Below are 19569 nucleotides of genomic sequence, written 5' to 3' on the forward strand. Positions count from 1 at the left end.
CAACTAACCTTCAACCTTCAACCAACTAACCTTCAACCTTCAACCAACCAACCAACCTTCAACCAACCAACCTTCAACCTTCAACCAACCAACCTTCAACCAACTACCTTATCCCCACAGACGACGCCTAGGAGAACCATTAAGACGCTGGTGGGTATCAGAGAGTAAGGAAGGAATATCCAGTTGTTCGGGGCAACGGGGAAGACACTCACCACACTGGGTACAACGGTTTCCCTTGACCCCCCTAAACCAATGACCAGCATTTTCAAACATTTGATAGCGATATTGACCAAACTCGGTCATGTCGTAAGCCAAAGCAAGATTGCGCAGCCGCAAGACTTCTGGAATGTTAATGGTTTCTGGGCAAGGTAGACAAGCGTAGCATTGACTACAGCGGTCAGTTCCTAGAGCATTGTTCAAGTGGGTTTCCAAACGAGAGAATGCTGCCACTTCCATTGGGCTCAAAGACTCGTCTCGGTTAGCGACACTTAAAGGCAGGGTCACCTCATCTGGGTTAGCCGGTCCAATACTAAGGGTAGTAATGCGGGGATCGCTTAATAAAAATCGATAGTTCAGTTCTAGTGGCGAGAAGGGATGGCACAGTTTCTCTAACGTTGGTGGTGGGGTGTAGAGTTTGCCTCCTTTATCAGCAGGAGATATGATGAAGATACCCATATCCTTCTGATCAGCCAATTCAATCGCCGTAGCATTGCGTTGAAAGAAGTAATAGTAATGCAGGTTGATGAATTCAAAAAAATCTGTTTGAATTGCCCCTAGAATCACTTCTATTGAACCGTGGGTTGAGAAACCAACGTGGCTTATACGTCCCTGGGCTACGGCTTTTTGGACAGCTGCCATACAGCCACTTTCGGACTTTACCCAGGACAGATGCTCTTCAGTGTTAATCCCATGAATTGCTAAACAATCGACATAATCGAGCTGTAGACGTTCTAAGGAATCATTAATCCACTTACTCATCAAATCAGCATCAGGGGTTGGTGGAATCTTGGTGGTGATGTATAGCTGGTCTCGTGGTACTGACAATCCAGCTTTCAGGATGTTACCAAGGTATTCTTCACTCTTGCCGTAACCCCTGGCAGTTTCCAAGTGGTTAATTCCTTGAGCGATTACCTGTTGCACTGTCTTCTGAGCATTTGACTCAGACCCTAAGCAACGCATGGTGCCACAAGAAAACACTGAAAGCTGGAGATTAGTTTTTCCAAACCGCCGATAACGCATGTTCCCCAACTGCTGGAATAATCAAATCTTTGGTTAAAACGTTGCCCAAAAAAACAGTTGCGCAAAAAATTCAGTTGATGGCCATCGATTGTCTTGGGGTATAGCTTGGGGTATAGCTTGGGGTATAGCTTGGGATATATCCATTTATCCCAACGCTCACTTGCGGTATGGCATCAGGGTTAGAGCATCTGGAAAAGTCTCACCAATGGCTAAATGGTAAGGCTTTCAGAAACATCTCCATAATTTTTTGACAGAGCAATTAATATATTGTTGCTGTTAAATCCCGTTTAATCCCAATATTTTGGCTTTAGCTACCACGACTATATCCTCCACGGTGAAGAAAATCTTCTGGGCGGATATTAGATACAAATTCCCGAAAAGCTCGACGCTCCTCTTCATCCTTATCTTGGTCTACAGGTATCGAAGCATCAGCAATAACTTCTTCCATCACCCAAATCGGACTGCCAGTGCGCAGGGCTATAGAAATGGCATCACTTGGTCGAGCATCAATTTCTTTCTTTGTCTCACCCTGACTAACACAGAGGCTGGCATAGAATGTGTTATCTTGGAGAGAGTGTATTATAACACGATCCAGTGTTATGCTCCACTCCTCTAGAAAATTGACCATTAGGTCATGGGTCAGGGGACGCGGTGGCGTTTGTCTTTCCAAAGCACTGATAATTGCCTTTGCTTGATCTTGCCCAATATAGATTGGCAGAGCACGCCGATCTAAGACATCTTTGAGTAACACGATGGGGCTACGTGTTACAGTATCTACTGCAATGCCAGCAACTCTCATTTCAATCATCAGCTTAGCCTCTAGAATACGGTCAGCATCAGGGGCATCAAAGCGAAGCGGTAAACTAGTACTTTACAGACGGGCACCGAAACTTGCGCTTGCCAGATCTGTTCTTTTCACGTTACCGGTCAACGGTAAGATTAGCCCTTGAGAATCCAATTCGGTGAGATCAACAAGATTGTATTCTCCAAGTATGCCTTAGTCTCAGGAAATTTGTTTGGCCACTTCACTAAAAAAACACAAACCTATGCCAGCTCTTTTCCTACTAACAGTCTAGTTACACCAGTTCATCCCCTTACAGAAGAACAGTATAAACAACAGTGTTTACAGGATTAATTCAAGCTCTCGGCACAATTGGACCAATCGGAAGCGATCGCTTTATTGTCTCCGCTACCTCTGATGCTATGGATGTTATCTTACAAGATTTAGAACCGGGTGATAGTGTAGCAGTGGACGGAATTTGCCTAACGGTAGAGAAAGTTTTGCCCACAGGCTTCTCCACCACTGCTTCTGATGAAACTCAGGGGCGCACTACCCTTGGACAAAGGCTACAGACAACTTCTTGCGTTAATTTGGAAACGTCTTTGCGTGTGGGTAGCAAGCTAGGGGGTCATTTTGTAACAGGTCACATTGACGGTATTGGCTGCTTAACGGAATCTTTACAAACACCAAACTCCTGGGAAATGTGCTTTACAGCACCAGCTTCCTTGACGGATGTGTGGCAGCATAAGATAGCTCGTTATCTTGTTCCCAAGGGTAGCATTGCCGTCAATGGGGTCAGCCTAACGATTGCTGAGTGTGACCCCAACGGCAGTTGGTTCAAAGTAGCGGTGATTCCCCATAGTTACAGCTATACGAATCTTAGCCACTTACGGACTGGCAATTGGGTGAATATCGAAAGTGACATTTTAGGGAAATATGTCGATAAGTTGCTGGGTAACCGAGTGCCAACCCCTGAAGGAATGGATGAAATTTCGCCGGAATTCCTGCTAGAGCATGGGTATTTGACATCCTCCCCCGGCTGAAGCCTGTAGGGCTGTTTCATTTTTGTGAAAGATCAGGGAACGCAAAGGTGAACAAATAAACAACCCAACCTTCACACTTCACACTTGAGACTTCACATTCTATTGAATTCCGACCTGGACCGAAACAGAGGCTCAACAAGCACAACAGGCAAGGTTGCTATTAGAGCAAGAACGGCAACGGTCACAGCGGCTAGCAGAGCGGTTAAGGGTGATGGGAATTGACCCGGAGCTTCTGGAATAATCAGGTTCAACAGAAATGCGTTCGCGAAGCGTGACCTTTGGTCAATCGCATTCTGATTAATGTTCTAATTAATGATCTAACTAATGATCTACAAAACTCGATTCCTCAAGTACTCTTCACCCTCTTCCCTTCCCTACTAAACCTTTCCTACTAAAAATCTATAGGCTGCTAGAGTTTCCCTTGCCGTTCTCTCCCAAGAGAATAGCATCGCTCTTTCCTTACCCTTTCTAATCAATTCCTCCCGCAATGGAGAATTACTGATCACCTTGACCATAGCATCTGCTAATTCAATTGGCTGATTAGGGTCAATTAAAATTGCCGCATCTCCCGCTACTTCAGGCAGGGATGAAGTATTAGAGGTAATCACAGGAGCACCCAAAGTCATCGCTTCCAAGACGGGCAGACCAAACCCTTCATAGTAGGAAGGATAGACAAAAACATCTGCATTTGAGTAAAACCAGGCTACTAGTTGATCGGATAAGTAGCCCAAATGATGAATATGGTGTTTCCACGGGGAACTAGCAATAGCAGAAAAAATAGATTCATAGCACCATCCTTTTTGTCCAATCAGTACTAACTGATGCTCAATTTGATGCCGTTGTTTTAAATAATTAAATGCTGCAATCATAGTATTAATATTTTTCCTAGGCTCAAGAGTACTCACAAATAAAATATAGGGTTGGGCGAAGTCGTAATTAACTGATGTCACCAAAGACTGAACCGTGTTATTCGGTAAATCTAGTGTATTGGGTAAATCTAAAGTAGAGTAACGGCTAGCTTGAGGAATAACTTGGATGTTGTCAGGATTTACTCCTAGGTAATTGACGATATCCTGTTTAGTAGACTGGGAAACAGTAATCACTAAATCAGTCCACCGTAAACATTGTTTTACCCGAGCAGTATAGCTTTTAACAATTGAGTTAACATACTGAGGATATTTAATAAAAGTTAGGTCATGAATCGTCATAACCCGCAAGCTTTTTCGACAGGGATAAACCACATGATCAGTACCATGGACGATATCATGATTGCCTAAGTATTGCTCACAATAAGGTAAAATGGGATTAGGTACAGTGGCTAGTAAACTAGAGATAGTAACCGGTAACGGTATAGTTTTAATCTCTAGATTTTTAATCTCTAAATGCCTAGTTAGCACTTCAAGAAATGACCAATCACGAGATAACCATTTTCTTACACTTGGTTGATAGGCGACACTTAACTGAAAGTCTTCCTGACTTTGTAGCTTATGGAGTGCCTGAATTAAATTTAAGGCATACATTCCAATGCCACTTAACTTATGGCGAATTGGTGTAGCATCAACAGCAATTTTTATCATTAGTCAAATAAGAATTGGGAATTGGTCATTAACTAATGACTATAGATAAACTCTGTTCCGGTCAAAATGCCATCACAAATAACATCTAATCCTTTACTTTGACCAGGAATAAATTCATTGAGATCACATACCTGAAGTTTAAATTCCGATGGATTACTAGCTTCGGTTGTCATCTCTAGGGGAATCATGCGGCGGAAGAAAAAGTGATAGGCATACTTTCTTGCTCGTTTTATGATTGCCTCAGGTAAGCCATCCCCTAGGGGTAACTGATCTAAATACTGAACATACTCCTCTACAGAACTGGCATCCATAGTTATGCCTTTATTACGAATCCACGCTTCTCCTGCAACGATTACAGGTATGCCCATGCTAGTTAATTCTACGCCCATTTTAGTGCCGTAGATCAGAGCCGCATTACATTGGAGGATAGCAGCATAGGTGCTAACGGTACTTTCTGGAGGAATCACAAACACATTTGGAGGCAGAGTGGGGAAAACCTGACGAATTTCCTCAAACAAGGGTTGACGCGATCGCAAAGTCCCTCGAATCTCGGCTGGGTGAATCCGAATTAACAACTGTAACTCTGGTCTTTTAGCAAAATACCGAATAGTTGTCAATACCCATTCCAGCATATTAGGAAAAGCATTAACTGGGTAATGGAGTTGAGCATCCCACATCACATTAGTCAGTAACCCAATACAAGGACGAGAAAAGTCTACTCCTACCGCATCAGTAATCTTGGTCAGGTCAAACTGAGGACTTTCATGGAACCAAATCCAATCCTGAGTTCCTTGCCAGCGACTTTTCAAATAGTCCATCAACTGCTGTTCCATCTGGGAAGTCCACGGTATAGTTTCCCAATTACTTACTGGCTCCCACATCAGCTGGTGATGATAGGTTTGATGGTGACTAAAGATAAAGCATTGTTTGCGATAAGCAGGATTCCAGTTCACCACTCGCACCCCTTGCTGACGGGCTACTTCACCAGTCAACCCCTGAGGAACATAAATGCCGTGGTTAAATACAGCACACTCAACCTTAACCGTTTGCAGCAGCCGACGGGTTGCCCAAGTGGTCAGGATTGCGGCTTGGAAGTAACGCTTGAGAATCGGCTCAGCATTGGGTTCCCCTTCCAGGGAAGCACGAGCATAAAATCGCAGAGCTCCCGCTAAAGCGTGTTCTCCTACAGCTACCCCATTTAGGGTGTACTTTTCAATTTCAGCAATAGTGAGACTGCTAGCTATCTCCTTGGCCTGTTGGTAATCTGTATCTGTGAGAAATTCACTGTAGCGATGGATAGTCAATCCTAGAGGCTTATAGATCCGATCGGCTAGGGGAAAGCAGTCGTTACATAAGTCACGTTTAGGACCATGATTTACAAACAAGTCCTGTTTGGGATAAAAACTAACATCACACCAAAAACAAGCCGGTAAAATACCATCACAGAGCAAAATGTGAACTTGAGCACCCCTGAGGGTTAAGCCCACTGCTAGTAGACTTTCTAAAGTGATGGAATGGATTTCCCCACCCACACTAGTAGCTACCAGAATCTTAGAGCCAGTTTGGGCAGCCTTTAGGGCATTTTGCCATTGGTTTAGAGACCCTTTCAAGACCAAATCCCACCTGGGCTGATCTCGAATAATGCGCTGTCTGCGCTTATAGAGCTTAACCCTGCGATGAAGGGATTTGTTCCGCTTGAGAAACTCTTTGATCATTTGATAGTTTACAGTTGACGGTTGACGGTTGAGTGTGAGCAGGTGACACTCAGCTAAGCCGGATTACTAGGATATTACGTTCACCATAGAGGTTTGGAGATAATTATTTTTGTATGTACTTTATGTAATCGTAACTGTAACCCCAAGCCAAAACTATGCGAGAACTCTATCCCCCCATCGAAGCTTACAACCAGCAAACCCTAACAGTTTCTAACCTCCACACCATTTATTTTGAAGAGTCCGGTAACCCACAAGGTCAGCCAGTAGTGGTGTTACACGGAGGACCAGGAGGTGGTAGCCAACCGGTTTATCGCCAATACTTTGACCCACGGAAATGGCGAATTGTCATGTTTGACCAACGGGGTTGTGGTAAAAGTATCCCCCATGCTGAACTTGAGCAGAACACTACCTGGGATTTAGCTTCTGACAAAATTCATCCCACGTCTCAAAGCGTAGCGTGAGCGTGGTCAGAAGTTACCGCAAGAATAGTGGAGCCTTTATAGTTGGCAGTCTGTGAGTTAAGGGTTAAATCTTTTTGTAGTAAGGCTCCACTATTAATCAGGTTTCATCTCCGGGATGAATTTTGTGCAGGGTTTTTGTTGCTCATCTCAGGAGTGTCTTGGTTTTCAATGTACTTTTTAAGAGTAGAAATAGTAACGCCACCACAACTAGCAATAAAGTAAGAACTATTCCACTTGTGCAGGTTTTTTGTAGTAAATTATGGCTAGTTGTTCACCAAATTCTACTCTTATTTTTCGGCTTGAGACACTCTTCAATAGACATCTCCAAAAATTAACCTCAAACCCTTGCACTGCCTGGGTCAAAACCGAGTGTCTGGAGATGTCTAATGAGTTAACCAGTTTACTCAGGTGAATGTCAGGGTGATACTGGAACAGCAGGTTAACATGGTCTTTTTCCCCATCAAGGCTAACAAGCTGACATTCTTGTTGTTGAAGTAAGTTTTCAAAAATTTCATGTAAACGGCTAATCATCTCACCAGTAAAGACTTTGCGACGATACTTGGTCGTCAAGACGAGATGAGCTTTAAGGTCACAGACAGACCGACCCTTGGATAAAAAGTCATTCTTCATAACAATCCTGCTGTTGTCTGCTATAATCAGTGTAGCTTAAAAGTTAACACCAATGAAATACACGTATCAATATCGACTATATCCAGAGACTCAACAAACACTCACACTGAACCAGTGGCTGCGAGTTGGTCGATATTGGTATAACCGGATGTTGGGTGAGCGTTTTGATTGGTGGCAGAAAAATAGATGTCCGGTCAATGCCTGTCCATTAATCTGTTACCTTCCGGAGCTTAAAGATCAGCCCAATTTCTACAGCCAGAAAAAGCAACTTCCAGTTATCAAGAAAGACTTGGTTAAGATTGGATGGTCTGGAGAGTTGATAGACTTTACTGAGGTTTATTCAACTGTTTTGCAAGATGTCTGTACAAGAGTAAAAAACGCTTTTAACAGGTTTATAGCAGATGACAAAAATGGTAAACGCAGTGGCAAGCCTCGATTTAAGAATGTTGCCAGATATCGGACGTTAAACTTTCCAAATGCTGATAATTCTTGGTTAAAGTTCTGTACTGTTAACGGAAAATGGTTGTTTGTTCAAGTTCCTAAAATTGGTTTGATTAAGCTGAGAATACACAGACCGTTACCTGATAGTGCAAACTTAAAACAGCTATCAATTACAAGGAAAGCTGACGGATGGTACTGCAACCTGAGCCTAGAGGATAAGTCAGTGCCGGAGTTCAACCCTGATGACATTATTCCTACTTGGGAAAACTCAATTGGAATGGATGCTGTTCTAGATAGAGGCTTTTATCTAGCAATATCCGATGGCAAGAAACTCCTCTCCCTTAAACCACTTCGTCGGAATCAAGACAAGTTAACCACAGTTTCTCAACGCAAAAATAAGCGTAAAAAAGGAAGTAAAGCCAGACGTAAACTAGCAAAACGGGAAGCCCGTATTCATCAACAGATAGCTAGGAGTCGTGAAGATTTCCAGTACAAAACTGCTCATCAACTGGTGAATACAGGTAAGAAAGTCTTCTTTCACGAGAAGCTGAACCTCAAGGGTTTAACTCGTCGCAATACTCCTAAACGAGGGCGAGATGGTACGTTCTTATCCAATGGTCAATCATCAAAATCAGGACTTAACAAGTCTTGGTTAGATGCAGGCTTTGGTCAGTTCTTTGAAGTGCTGGGTCAGGTAGCCGCAAAAGCTAACGCCAGTGTAGTCGAAGTCAAGCCAAATTACACATCTCAACTCCTCTCTTATCGAGATGAATTTGTGTTCACCGACCGAGATATGCGAGAGTATTTCGATCAGGAATTAAAGCTGATTGTCGATAGAGATGTCAACGCATCAATCAACATAAAGCGAGTCGGGCTGGATGTGTTCCCGACTATAAAACGCCGTAGAGGGAAGCCTGTAGTTGTTGAATCTACTACTAATAGTACCTCAAAGGAAGCTCTGACCGCTCTTTATGAGCATCAGAAGCCCACACTGAAAGCGTAGCGGAGCGTGTGTGGTACATCACTTAGTGATATCGAAAAACTGCGAGTAAAACTGGGTATTGACCAGTGGGTAGTTTTTGGCGGTAGTTGGGGTAGCACTCTTTCTTTAGCCTATAGTCAAACCCATCCTGAACGCTGTCTAGGACTGATATTGCGGGGAATTTTTATGCTTAGGCAAAAAGAAATTCTTTGGTTCTATCAGGAGGGAGCAAGCTATATTTTCCCTGATGCTTGGGAAGACTATATCAAGCCGATTCCACAAGCAGAACGCCATGATCTAATTTCTGCTTACTATCAACGGTTGACCAGTCCGGATCCTTAAACCCGCAATTCAGCAGCTCGGGCTTGGTCAATTTGGGAAGCAAGTACCAGTAAACTCTTCCAAGACCCAACCCTGATCCAAAAGTTTGGTGAGGGTGAATTTGCTGATGCATTTGCCAGAATTGAGTGTCATTACTTTGTCAATAAAGGCTTTTTTGAACCAGAAGACCAGTTACTCAGGAATGTAGACCGGATTAAATCTATCCCTGGGGTGATTGTCCAGGGACGCTATGATGTGGTGTGTCCGATGGTATCAGCTTGGGAATTACATCAGGCTTGGCCAGAAGCTGAGTTGATTGTGGTACCTGATGCCGGTCATTCCATGGCAGAACCAGGTATTCGCAGTGCTTTGATCGAAGCAACGGATAAGTTTTTGACCTGACTGGGTGACAGCAGCCTTGTTAGCCTGACACGGTTAACGGTTGACTGTTAACTGTTATACTGAGAAGTTGGTTGATTTTTACTTAAGTATCTTATATAGCGATGGATATAGACTATCCAGACATTGATATTGCTCCCATAATCGACCATGCCCTGCTTATTCCCACGGCTACACCAGAGCAGGTGGAAAAATGGTGTCAAGAGGCAGACCAATATAAGTTTGCTACAGTGTGTGTCCCGCCAGTTTACGTCAAACAAGCGGCTGAACTCCTCCACAGTAGAGTACCAAAGGTTTGTACCGTGATTGGTTTTCCGATTGGTGCCACAACACCCACTGCTAAGCTTTATGAAGCCCAAGAGGCAGTGGAAAATGGAGCGACAGAGCTGGATGTAATGATTCACCTCGGTGGTTTGAAAGCCGGTAAAACCGAGGAACTTTACCAAGAAATTGCCCAAATCTGTGAAGAAACGGGTAAAACCGTCAAAGTCATCTTGGAAACTACTGTGCTGAGTGATACGGAAAAACGTCTTGCTGCGGAAATCTGTATGGATGCTGGGGCGCAATTTATCAAAACCAGCACTGGCTGGAATGGTGGTGCCACAATTGATGATGTCCGATTTTTGAAAAAAGTCACCAAGGGGCAAGTTGGAATCAAGGCATCAGGAGGTATCCGAACCATCGAGCAAGCTTTGGATTTAGTCGTTGCTGGAGCAACTAGGCTAGGCACGTCTCGTGGTCCTGACTTGCTGCGACAACGGGATAACTTGGAAATTAAAAATTAAAAATTAAAAATTAAAAATTAAAAATTAAAAATTAAAAATTAAAAATTAAAAATTAAAAATTAAAAATTAAAAATTAAAAATTAAAAATTAAAAATTAGCAAGTAATAATGACGAATGAGTCAAACCTACAAAGCCACTGGAATTAATCTGAAAAGTATACCGCTGGGGGAAGCGGACAGGTTGGTGACAATTTTAACTAGGGAGTTGGGTCTGATTCGGGTAGTGGCACCAGGGGCAAGGAAGCAGAAATCGAAATTAGGTGGTAGGAGTGGCTTGTTTGTGGTCAATCAACTACTGCTGGCAAAAGGGCGATCGCTAGATAAAATTATCCAAGCAGAAACTACAGAATCCTACCCAGGATTGAGTCAGGAGCTCAGTAAACTGGCAGCTAGTCAGTATCTGGCAGAATTAGTTCTCTGTCATGCTTTGAGTGAGCAGCCTCAGGAAGAACTTTACGAACTACTTAATGAACATCTACGGCGTCTGGAGCAGTTACCTAAAATTACGGCTAATCCCTCAGGGTTGTCTTTAGTGTTAGCCCATTTGTCCCATGGTGTCTTTCACCTGCTTGCCCTGGCCGGAATAGCACCTCAAGTGCAACTTTGTTGTATCACACAACACACTTTAAGGCCAGATTTGAATGACCCGAATTGGCGGGTTGGTTTTAGTGTAGAAGCAGGTGGCACTATTAGTTTAGTCAGTCATGAGTCCAATATGAAGGATTTACCCAATCCAACTATTCCGAATCGAACTATTCCGAATCGAACTATTCCGAATAAAGTAGAGAGGTTGACTCAAACCACTGGCAACACTGATAGTAATGTCCTACTATCCCCTCCTCCACGAGTAAATCATAGCCTGAATGCTCTGGAATTAACCCTGCTTCAAGAACTGGCAGCTGCTGAATTACCTCAGCTGACTACACTATTAAAAGACCAATTGGCAGGGTGGAAGGCGGCTGAGTCTGTAGATTCACTCTGGGTGAAGCTGGAGCGAATTTTACGAGACTATGCTCAGTATCACTTTGGTCGCTCAATTCGTTCAGCGGCTTTAGTGGATGCGTTGTCGTCTGTTAACTAATACTCATAATCCGGGTCTGTTAATAGGTAATAGGTAATAGGTAATAGGTAATAAATAATGGGTAATAAATAATAGTTAATGGGTAATGACAATCTAATTTTGGTGTTGAAAAGCAGCAAGATTAAGGGATTCAATTATCAATTACTAATTACCATTTACTAATTACAAATTCCCGATTTAATCATCCATTCATAGTAACGGTATGACTATCTAAAAAAGTTGTTACTGGTAATAAAAAAGCCTAACCCATAAAAGCCAGAATGCAATCATCGGAGCCTGGAAAAAAACAAAAACACTCCCCAGACCCCAAGTCTGATTTCACCAAGTCTGATTTGGTGGCAAAACCCTCATCGAGAAGTGATGAGCTAAGGGATCAGGAACTGGATTCATCACCGGATAAAGGATTTCTACCAGTTCTAAAAAATTCCAACTTCTTAGCCCTATGGAGTGGTCAAGTCTTCTCTCAGCTAGCAGACAAAGTTTATCTGGTGTTAATGATTGCGTTGATAACCAGTCGCTTTCAAGACGCTGATCAAACTATCAGTGGCTGGGTATCAGCGATCATGATTGCCTTTACCATCCCAGCCGTTCTATTTGGTTCCTTGGCTGGCGTCTATGTGGATCGGTGGTCAAAAAAAGATGTGCTGGTGCTAACCAATCTGTTGCGAGGGGCACTAGTGTTGTTAGTGCCTGGGTTGTTGTCTTTAACTCAAGGCTCGACATCAGTCTCGAATCTGCCACTAGGCTTTTACGTCTTATTAGTGATTACGTTTCTAGTCTCTACCCTGACCCAATTTTTTGCCCCAGCAGAACAAGCGGTAATTCCCTTGATTGTGAAATCGCAGCACCTACTATCGGCCAACTCCCTATATACTACAACCATGATGGCTTCCTTAATCATTGGTTTTGCTGTGGGTGAACCGTTGTTAGCCTTAGCGGATAGGTTGGGAGCTCAGCTACATGTCGGCGTGTACTTGGGGAAAGAAGTTTTGGTAGGAGGGTCTTATGCGATCGCAGGATTAGTGTTGTTGTTACTGAGAACGGGTGAAAATCGGGGAAAGTCTAAGGCTGAGCAACCTCATGTGTGGGCAGACATTGCCGATGGTCTGCGTTACGTACAACACCATCGAAGTGTCCGCAATGCTATGATTCAACAAGTTATTCTGTTTTCTGTTTTTGCTGCTTTAGCGGTTCTGGCGGTAAGACTCGCGGAAAACCTACCTGGGATCACCGCTTCCCAGTTTGGCTTCTTGTTAGCAGCAGGTGGAATTGGGATGGCGATTAGTGCAGCAATCCTAGGAAACTGGTTTGATGACACCTCCCATGTAGATTTAAGTCTGTCTGGTTCTGTAGGTATGGGAGTAGCCTTAGTAGGGTTGTCCCTATTCACTAACAATCTCTGGCTGGCTTTACTGATGACAATGGTATTGGGGGGGTTTGGGGCTTTGGTGGGTATCCCGATGCAGACTACCATCCAGGCAGAAACACCAGAACAGATGCGGGGCAAAGTTTTCGGACTACAAAACAACGCTATTAATATCGCCTTGAGTTTACCATTAGCCTTAGCGGGGATCGCAGAAACTTGGTTGGGTTTACAACCTGTATTTCTTGGTTTAGCAGCACTTGTGTTCTTAGGTGGGTTCTTAAACTGGTATATTTCCGGTAATAGATTAAATAATTTAAATAAACGTCATCAATAGAGACTTAACTACCAACCGGAATGCATATCGCCTGGCTCGGAAAAAAATCCCCTTTTTGTGGTAACGTCACCTACAATCGAGAAGTGACCAATGCTCTGCTCGACCGGGGCTACCAGGTCAGTTTCCTCCACTTTGCCCAAGAAGAAGAGGACCGGACTTGGTGGGGTTGTCAGGAGGTACCACTGCCTTGCTTGTACAAGTCTCAGATGTATACCATTCCAACCCTAACCGCCAGTAAGGTTTTGAAGCGATCGCTACAGGAGCTCAAACCTGATCTGGTTCATGCTTCCTTAACTTTATCTCCTTTAGACTTCCTGTTACCGGAAATCTGTACCGAACTCAATTTACCCCTAGTGGCGACCTTCCATCCGCCCTTTGATGGTAAACGACGCAATTTGCAATCGGGAACCCAATTGCTGACCTATCAAGTTTATGCGCCGTTTCTCGCCCACTACGACCGAGTGATTATCTTTTCTCAACTCCAACGGGATGTCCTAAGCCGGGTTGGGGTTCCTGATCACAAGCTAGCAGTGATTCCCAATGGAGTTGATGTCCAGAAATATTCTCCAGGATATTCCCAGTTTACCTCTGAGTTTGCATCCGAGTTCAAAGCGGAACGGCTATTTGTTTATCAAGGTCGCATTGCTACGGAAAAAAATGTGGAAGCGCTGCTGCGAGCCTGGAAACAATGTAACCTGGGTGAATCCAGTAAGCTAGTGATTGCTGGTGATGGACCGTTATTAGCCTCATTGAAACCATTTTATGGTGAAGAACACAATGTCATTTGGCTAGGATTTGTGGCTTCCGAGCAAGAACGGATTGAGATTTTGCGGGCAGCGGATGTGTTTATTTTACCTTCTCTATTGGAAGGGCTGTCCTTATCATTACTGGAAGCCATGGCTTGTGGTGTCGCTTGTGTAGCCACAGATGCTGGAGCTGATGGGGAAGTGTTAGAGGATGGTGCTGGGGTAATTCTCAATACCCATGGGGTGACATCCCAACTTAAAACCCTATTGCCCCTATTGCGTGACCACAGAGATTGGACTACTTTGCTTGGTCACAAAGCTAGGGCAAGGGTTCTAGAGCGCTATACCTTAAGTGGGAATATTACTCAGCTCGAAAGGCTTTATGAAGAGGTTGTACAAATCAGGCTTGTGCAATTGAGTGGTCGTGCTTAGTTTTTTTTTGTTTGGCAAGTTACCGATAACTTGACATTGATCCATGAATACCCTTCCGATCAACATTCCTCCCAGCCTCAGAGTTACTGACGAGCAGTTTGAACAACTTGCTGCTGCTAATCGAGACTTACGCTTAGAACGTAGTGCTACAGGAAAAGTAATTGTCATGCCACCCACTGGGGGGAATACTGGAAAACGCAACATTGATATTGAAGGGCAACTTTGGTTATGGAATCGCCAAACTAAACTGGGGGTTACCTTTAACTCCTCTACTGCTTTTCGACTTCCCAATGGGGCAATTCGTTCCCCTGATGCAGCTTGGGTTACTCAAAAACGATGGAATGCATTAACCCCTGAACAACAAGAAACGTTCCCACCCCTTTGTCCTGATTTTGTGCTGGAGTTGCGTTCAAAGAGTGACAATATGGAACCCTTACGCCAAAAAATGCAGGAGTATATTGATAATCAACTGCGTTTGGGTTGGTTAATTGACCCTAATCATAAGACGGTTGAAATTTATCGACTTAATCAACCTGTAGAGGTCTTGAAATCTCCCAGAACATTATCGGGAGAAGATGTTTTACCTGGCTTTGTCTTAGACTTGGAATTAGTCTGGAATTAGCAGGATTTTAAGCATATGCGCTACGCGCACGCTACTTGAGGTGCCATTAGCCTTTGACCACGCTAAGCCATTCGTCACAAGCTAAGGCAGAATGTATTTTGTCAAGGTATTGTTAATTAATCTTTACCTGGGAGGGTGATATGCAAGCTAAAATCCTTACTGGGTAATATGTTCAGCCCATCTGTTACTTCAGGTGCGCTTTCCGCATTAAGAATTAAATTCGCTCAAAGTGCGCTTTCCAATGGGCGAGTAAATCGCCCTTGGGTCGCACTTTCGGGTCGCACCTGAAAGATACATGCTGTTTTGGGCTAACCTTGGACGTAGTTATAAGGGTTTGAGCTTCCAGAAAATGATAGGAGGGTCAATTTGGGAGTTTATCTTTTTTGAGATAATTGGCATCAAAGCTTTATCTAGTAAGCTTTTTAGAGGTCATGTCACCCCCTCAGCTAGAAACCTAATTTTTTCGTTGGTCAAGTTCAATTGGTATGGGAATCGCTGGGGACATCTTATCAAAGGCAACCTAGCTGAAATCCTTGCCACACAAAGCTTACAGGCTAATTGTTTCCCCCCCAGGGTTTCTAGACTTGGCCATCGCAAATAGGGGCGTTAATCAACCTGTCAATCTACCCAATCTTTTTTGGCATAGCATGGCTGAAAAGCTTACCCCAAGCCATTTTTAGCCTGGTTGTCACCCCTTCAGGTTATGCCATCATAGCGATGCAGCGCGGTCTTGGGGGTTCCCCCCACTCGCGCTTTGCATCAAGACAATGATCAGCAGCTGAAAAGGTACCCTCAAGGGTACTGTCAAGCCGGGTTAGATCATTCTATAAATGTATTGATTGAAATTCATTACAGTAAAAGGTAAAACCCATGGCTTAAAAATACTAGAATCCCTGTGTCTTCCAAGTTCCGATCAACTTGGGAGTAGATCAAAGTGGCAGAACAGATGAATTATGTACTATCAGAGCAAGCTAAAACCCATGAGGGGGCTATAGCTAATGTACAAATGCTCAAATGCTCTGCATAAGTGACATGCTGCCATCGCTATTTTACGGATAATTAAGCCCACCTACTTAAATACTGGGGTGGCGACTTTATTCGTGGTATGATCCATTTTCATTGGTGGCAGGCAGCCAAGGCTTAACGTTAACTATTTAACCGGATTTGATATTACTTCATCCTTCCTTAATACTTGATAAATCATCCTTCATAGGACTTGATTTTTTTCCGTAAATGAATTAATATAATATCCAGATAAAAAAATCTCAATGGTCAATGGGTAACAATTTAAATTCTGTCCCCATCCTTAAAATAGCTGTCTTGGCGTTATTCAGGGTGCCATTACTTGCAAAGTTTTAGGTAGCCAAGTTAAACACGGTGCTTAACAATTTCTACAGTCTTGGGTTATGTCAAAACTCAATTATAGGTATGAGTAATTCTAAATAAAAGCCTATAGAGTTAATCACCCTTCAAAGAATCTCCAGGATTCTAGAGTGTGGAGTATGGAAATTATCCTTCAAAAGTCAAGCAATTCTTCACAAGGCAATATGCATCTAAATTCTAGAAGCCTTCTTCAGAAAAAATTTCAAAATTCATAAGCCAAAATACTTATCATATCAATTTCAGTCCAGTAGGCATTTCAACATAAGATGCGTTTACCCTGTTTCTGTTTTCAGAATGGCTTCACCTCAATTCAGTGTCAGGATTCTGACAAAACTTAATCAGAAGCTCCAAGCTTATGGTTCCCATAATTCCATGACCAAGGCTGAAGTCATAGTTCAGCTTTAGATCATTTCCTTCTGGGATCATTACCTTGGCTGTTAGTTTGAAGTTCTACTTTCTCAGAGCATGGTTAAGTTTGAATAGAAAGTTGCAGAGCTGCAAACTTTTCTAAAGGTAAAGTCAAACCTCCAGTGATTAATTTGTGATAAATTTATAAGAGAAGACGAGTAAGTAGTGAATATAAATGGACGTCAACGCAAGAAATTAATCCAAGCCATTATTAGTGCTTATCCAACCAAAGCCGCGTTGGAGATGATGATTGATTTTACTCTAGAGGAAAATCTGAATGTTATTGCAGGTGGAGAAAACTATGAGCAAGTTGTTTTTAAGCTAATTAAATGGGCAAAGGCAAATGGTAAGCTAAAAATACTGATATTATCAGCGTCTGAGGAGAATCCTGGCAATAAAGAACTACAAGCAATTAAAAATGAAATAAACACGAAGCAAACGCCAATTACTCCAAATTATAAACCTGACCCTTTGACTCGAAAAATATTGATTTTGTCAGCCAATCCTAGAGACACAAGTAAACTTCGTTTAGACGAAGAAATGCGCGAGATAAAGGAAGGACTAAAACGGGGAAGAGCGCGTGACAAGTATTCAATAGAGACAGCGGGAGCAGTACGGTATAGAGACATACACAGATACATACTGGACTACGAACCAAACATTGTTCATTTCTCAGGACATGGGGCAGAGGAAGAGGGTCTAGTGTTTGAAGATGAAAATGGTCTTGTAAAGTTAGTCGATGCAGAAGCTTTAGCAGGATTATTCGAGCTGTTTGCTGACGAAGTAGAATGTATTGTTCTCAATGCTTGTTACTCAAAGGTACAGGGGGAGGCGATCGCAAAACATATCAACCATGTGGTTGGAATGAGTAAAGCAATTAATGATCAAGCAGCCATTGAATTTGCTGTAGGTTTCTACGATGCATTAGGAGCTGGTAAGTCCTATGCTTTCGCCCACAGATTAGGGTGTCAGGTAATTAAGATGTCAGGAGCATCAGAGGCTTTAATTCCCTGTATTTTAGGAAAAAGTCACCCCAGAAAGCCAAGTGAATCTGAACCACTAATTATTGAAAATGAAAGTGAAAATGAAGCTGAAAATAAACCTTTGGATGATAGCCAGCTTACTCCATTTGAATTTCAACTTGTGCAGTTAAATGCTCAAGGCCAAGAAAGTGGTAGGCGCTCTATTGAAGCTAAACGGTTTTGTGAAGAAATAACGGAGCACACAAACTTAGAAATGGTTGCCATTCCAGGTGGTGTGTTTCCGATGGGTTCCTCAGAGCTGGAAGAGGGGAGTAAGAAAAATGAATGGCCACAGCATTCAGTAGAATTGTCTTCTTTTTATATGAGTAAATTCCCGATTACACAAGCTCAATGGTATAGAGTTTCAGCTCTTCCTCAAGTTGAAATTCCTCTGAATAAAGTTCGCTCGAAGTTTAAGGGGGAAGAGCTGCCTATGGAGGGAGTTTCTTGGTATGAAGCTCTTGAGTTTTGTGCAAGATTATCAAGACAGGTTGGACGTCAATATCGGCTACCAAGTGAAGCTGAATGGGAGTATGCATGTCGAGCAGGAACTTCTACTCGATATCACTTCGGTGATAGGATAAGTACTTCATTCGCAAATTATAATGGCGCGAAGGTTGATGGCTTTGATTCAAAAGAGATTGATCGTAAACGGACAACTCCTATAAATTCTTTTGGAGTATCTAATGCTTTCGGTTTGTCTGATATGCATGGAAATGTTTTTGAATGGTGCGCAGATCCCTGGCATGAGAATTATGAGGGAGCTCCTGAAGATGGAAGTAATTGGGATGTGGGTGGCCAGAGCTATCGTCGAGTAATTCGTGGGGGCGCGTATAATGAAGGACCCAACGATTGTCGCGCAGCAAGTCGTTATTTCTTAGATCCGAAGAGACGAACTGGCTTCGTTGTTGGTTTTAGAGTTGTTTTTTAATCAAGGAGATTATATCTTATGTTAGGTCTTGAAATTATCGAACCAGGTGAAGTAGGAATTCTTGTAAGGCTTGGAAAAGCACAAGAAAAGGTGTTACAGGAGGGGTTACATTTTGTAGCTCCATGGCTTGATAGGGTTCAAAAATTTGACATTAGAGTACAAAAGTATGAAGTTGAGGTTCCAGCAGAAACTAGGGATTTACAGCCGGTAGATGCCAAATTTGTTATTACTTATCGTGTTAAAGAAAACAAAGTGGTTACGGTTCTACGAGAACATGGAGATTTAAAACATGTTGAGGAAGAACTTGTTTCCCCACAGACAAAAGGAGCCTTCCGGCAAGCTGCTACTAGCATGAATGCTCAAGAAATGGTTACTCAGAGGGCTGAATTAAAGCAGGACTTTGAACGTGAACTTAATGATTCCCTGGACAAGTTCGGAATCAAACTTCTTGATATTTCGATACTCAGACTAGAATTTGGTAAGGATTATCAAGATGCAGTCATTAGAGCACAAATGGCTGAGCAACAAGCGAGAGAAGCAGAGAATATGGTTAAAGTTGCTAAAGCAGAAGCTCTTGCAGAGCAAGAACGTGCCAAAGGTCAAGCTCTTGCAGAAAAAGAACGCGCCGAAGGAAAAGTTACTGCTATCAAAAAGGTGGGTGATGCATTACTATCTCCAGGAGGTAAACTTTTTCTACAAATTGAGATACTAGAAGCTTGGAAAGAAGGAGGATCTAAAGTGCCAAATGTTCTTGTTATAGGTGATGATATTCCTAGACTTCCTTTCTTGGTAAACACAGAGCAAAGCAATAATAATCCTTTAGAGGACTACTAATGAAAAGATTTAACTGAAATGTCCACTAAGTCTGATT

General features: G+C 42.8%; 14 protein-coding genes and 3 pseudogenes. 12 read left to right on the top strand and 5 right to left on the bottom strand.

The annotated features are described in order from the left end of the window. Positions 1 to 108 precede the first annotated feature (108 nt). Entirely contained in the window at positions 109 to 1239 is a 1131-nt protein-coding gene (locus F6K63_RS03360; protein WP_287310780.1) for an aldo/keto reductase, read from the bottom strand. 307 nt (positions 1240 to 1546) lie between these two features. Further along, positions 1547 to 2047: a bifunctional nuclease family protein gene (locus F6K63_RS03365; RefSeq protein WP_070396955.1), complete on the bottom strand. Its 501-nt coding sequence runs from the start codon at positions 2045 to 2047 to the stop codon at positions 1547 to 1549. Positions 2048 to 2185: 138 nt separating this feature from the next. Here F6K63_RS03365 and F6K63_RS03370 point away from each other — a divergent pair, with 138 nt between their 5' ends. Next, the gene (locus tag F6K63_RS03370) at positions 2186 to 2374 is read left to right on the top strand and encodes a hypothetical protein (protein ID WP_287310783.1); all 189 of its coding nucleotides are present in this window, start codon (positions 2186 to 2188) and stop codon (positions 2372 to 2374) included. Further along, a complete protein-coding gene (locus F6K63_RS03375; RefSeq protein WP_287310784.1) occupies positions 2359 to 3063 on the top strand; it encodes a riboflavin synthase in 705 nt (234 codons plus the stop codon). Before F6K63_RS03370 ends, F6K63_RS03375 begins: the two co-directional genes overlap by 16 nt. A 377-nt stretch (positions 3064 to 3440) precedes the next feature. On the opposite strand, the gene F6K63_RS03380 is transcribed toward F6K63_RS03375, so the two are convergent. Both F6K63_RS03380 and F6K63_RS03385 read right to left on the bottom strand, forming a co-directional pair. Further along, positions 3441 to 4640 (bottom strand): glycosyltransferase family 4 protein, encoded by a 1200-nt coding sequence (locus tag F6K63_RS03380; RefSeq protein ID WP_287310785.1) that lies wholly within the window; start codon positions 4638 to 4640, stop codon positions 3441 to 3443. 32 nt (positions 4641 to 4672) lie between these two features. Beyond that, the gene (locus tag F6K63_RS03385) at positions 4673 to 6355 is read right to left on the bottom strand and encodes a capsule biosynthesis protein (protein ID WP_287310786.1); all 1683 of its coding nucleotides are present in this window, start codon (positions 6353 to 6355) and stop codon (positions 4673 to 4675) included. Between the two features lie 155 nt (positions 6356 to 6510). Here F6K63_RS03385 and F6K63_RS03390 point away from each other — a divergent pair. Further along, positions 6511 to 6783, top strand: a pseudogene (locus F6K63_RS03390) (alpha/beta fold hydrolase); the annotation flags it as partial. Positions 6784 to 6920: 137 nt separating this feature from the next. Here F6K63_RS03390 and tnpA read toward each other — a convergent pair. After that, a pseudogene (tnpA, locus tag F6K63_RS03395) lies at positions 6921 to 7446 on the bottom strand (IS200/IS605 family transposase). 52 nt (positions 7447 to 7498) lie between these two features. Here tnpA and F6K63_RS03400 point away from each other — a divergent pair. The 9 genes and pseudogenes from F6K63_RS03400 to F6K63_RS03440 all read left to right on the top strand — a co-directional run bounded on the left by F6K63_RS03400 (position 7499) and on the right by F6K63_RS03440 (position 19532). Further along, on the top strand, positions 7499 to 8890 hold the full coding sequence (locus F6K63_RS03400) for an RNA-guided endonuclease InsQ/TnpB family protein (RefSeq protein ID WP_287310787.1): 1392 nt from the start codon (positions 7499 to 7501) through the stop codon (positions 8888 to 8890). Between the two features lie 21 nt (positions 8891 to 8911). Then, positions 8912 to 9592: pseudogene (pip, locus tag F6K63_RS03405) on the top strand (prolyl aminopeptidase); the annotation flags it as partial. Between the two features lie 101 nt (positions 9593 to 9693). Further along, the gene (deoC, locus tag F6K63_RS03410; protein WP_008180207.1) at positions 9694 to 10374 is read left to right on the top strand and encodes a deoxyribose-phosphate aldolase; all 681 of its coding nucleotides are present in this window, start codon (positions 9694 to 9696) and stop codon (positions 10372 to 10374) included. A gap of 114 nt (positions 10375 to 10488) precedes the next feature. Next, positions 10489 to 11454, top strand: a complete 966-nt coding sequence (gene recO, locus F6K63_RS03415; RefSeq protein WP_287310789.1) for a DNA repair protein RecO — start codon at positions 10489 to 10491, stop codon at positions 11452 to 11454. A gap of 260 nt (positions 11455 to 11714) precedes the next feature. Beyond that, on the top strand, positions 11715 to 13154 hold the full coding sequence (locus tag F6K63_RS03420) for an MFS transporter (protein WP_287310791.1): 1440 nt from the start codon (positions 11715 to 11717) through the stop codon (positions 13152 to 13154). 20 nt (positions 13155 to 13174) lie between these two features. After that, positions 13175 to 14332: a glycosyltransferase family 4 protein gene (locus tag F6K63_RS03425; protein WP_287310792.1), complete on the top strand. Its 1158-nt coding sequence runs from the start codon at positions 13175 to 13177 to the stop codon at positions 14330 to 14332. Between the two features lie 43 nt (positions 14333 to 14375). After that, entirely contained in the window at positions 14376 to 14954 is a 579-nt protein-coding gene (locus tag F6K63_RS03430) for a Uma2 family endonuclease (RefSeq protein WP_287265224.1), read from the top strand. Positions 14955 to 16910: 1956 nt separating this feature from the next. Next, a complete protein-coding gene (locus F6K63_RS03435; RefSeq protein WP_083373967.1) occupies positions 16911 to 18698 on the top strand; it encodes an SUMF1/EgtB/PvdO family nonheme iron enzyme in 1788 nt (595 codons plus the stop codon). An 18-nt stretch (positions 18699 to 18716) separates the two neighbouring features. After that, positions 18717 to 19532, top strand: coding sequence for a prohibitin family protein (locus tag F6K63_RS03440; protein WP_071106782.1), 816 nt, complete (start codon positions 18717 to 18719; stop codon positions 19530 to 19532). Positions 19533 to 19569 lie beyond the last annotated feature (37 nt).

The sequence above is a fragment of the Moorena sp. SIO1G6 genome, from assembly GCF_010672795.1.
Lineage (GTDB): Bacteria > Cyanobacteriota > Cyanobacteriia > Cyanobacteriales > Coleofasciculaceae > Moorena > Moorena producens.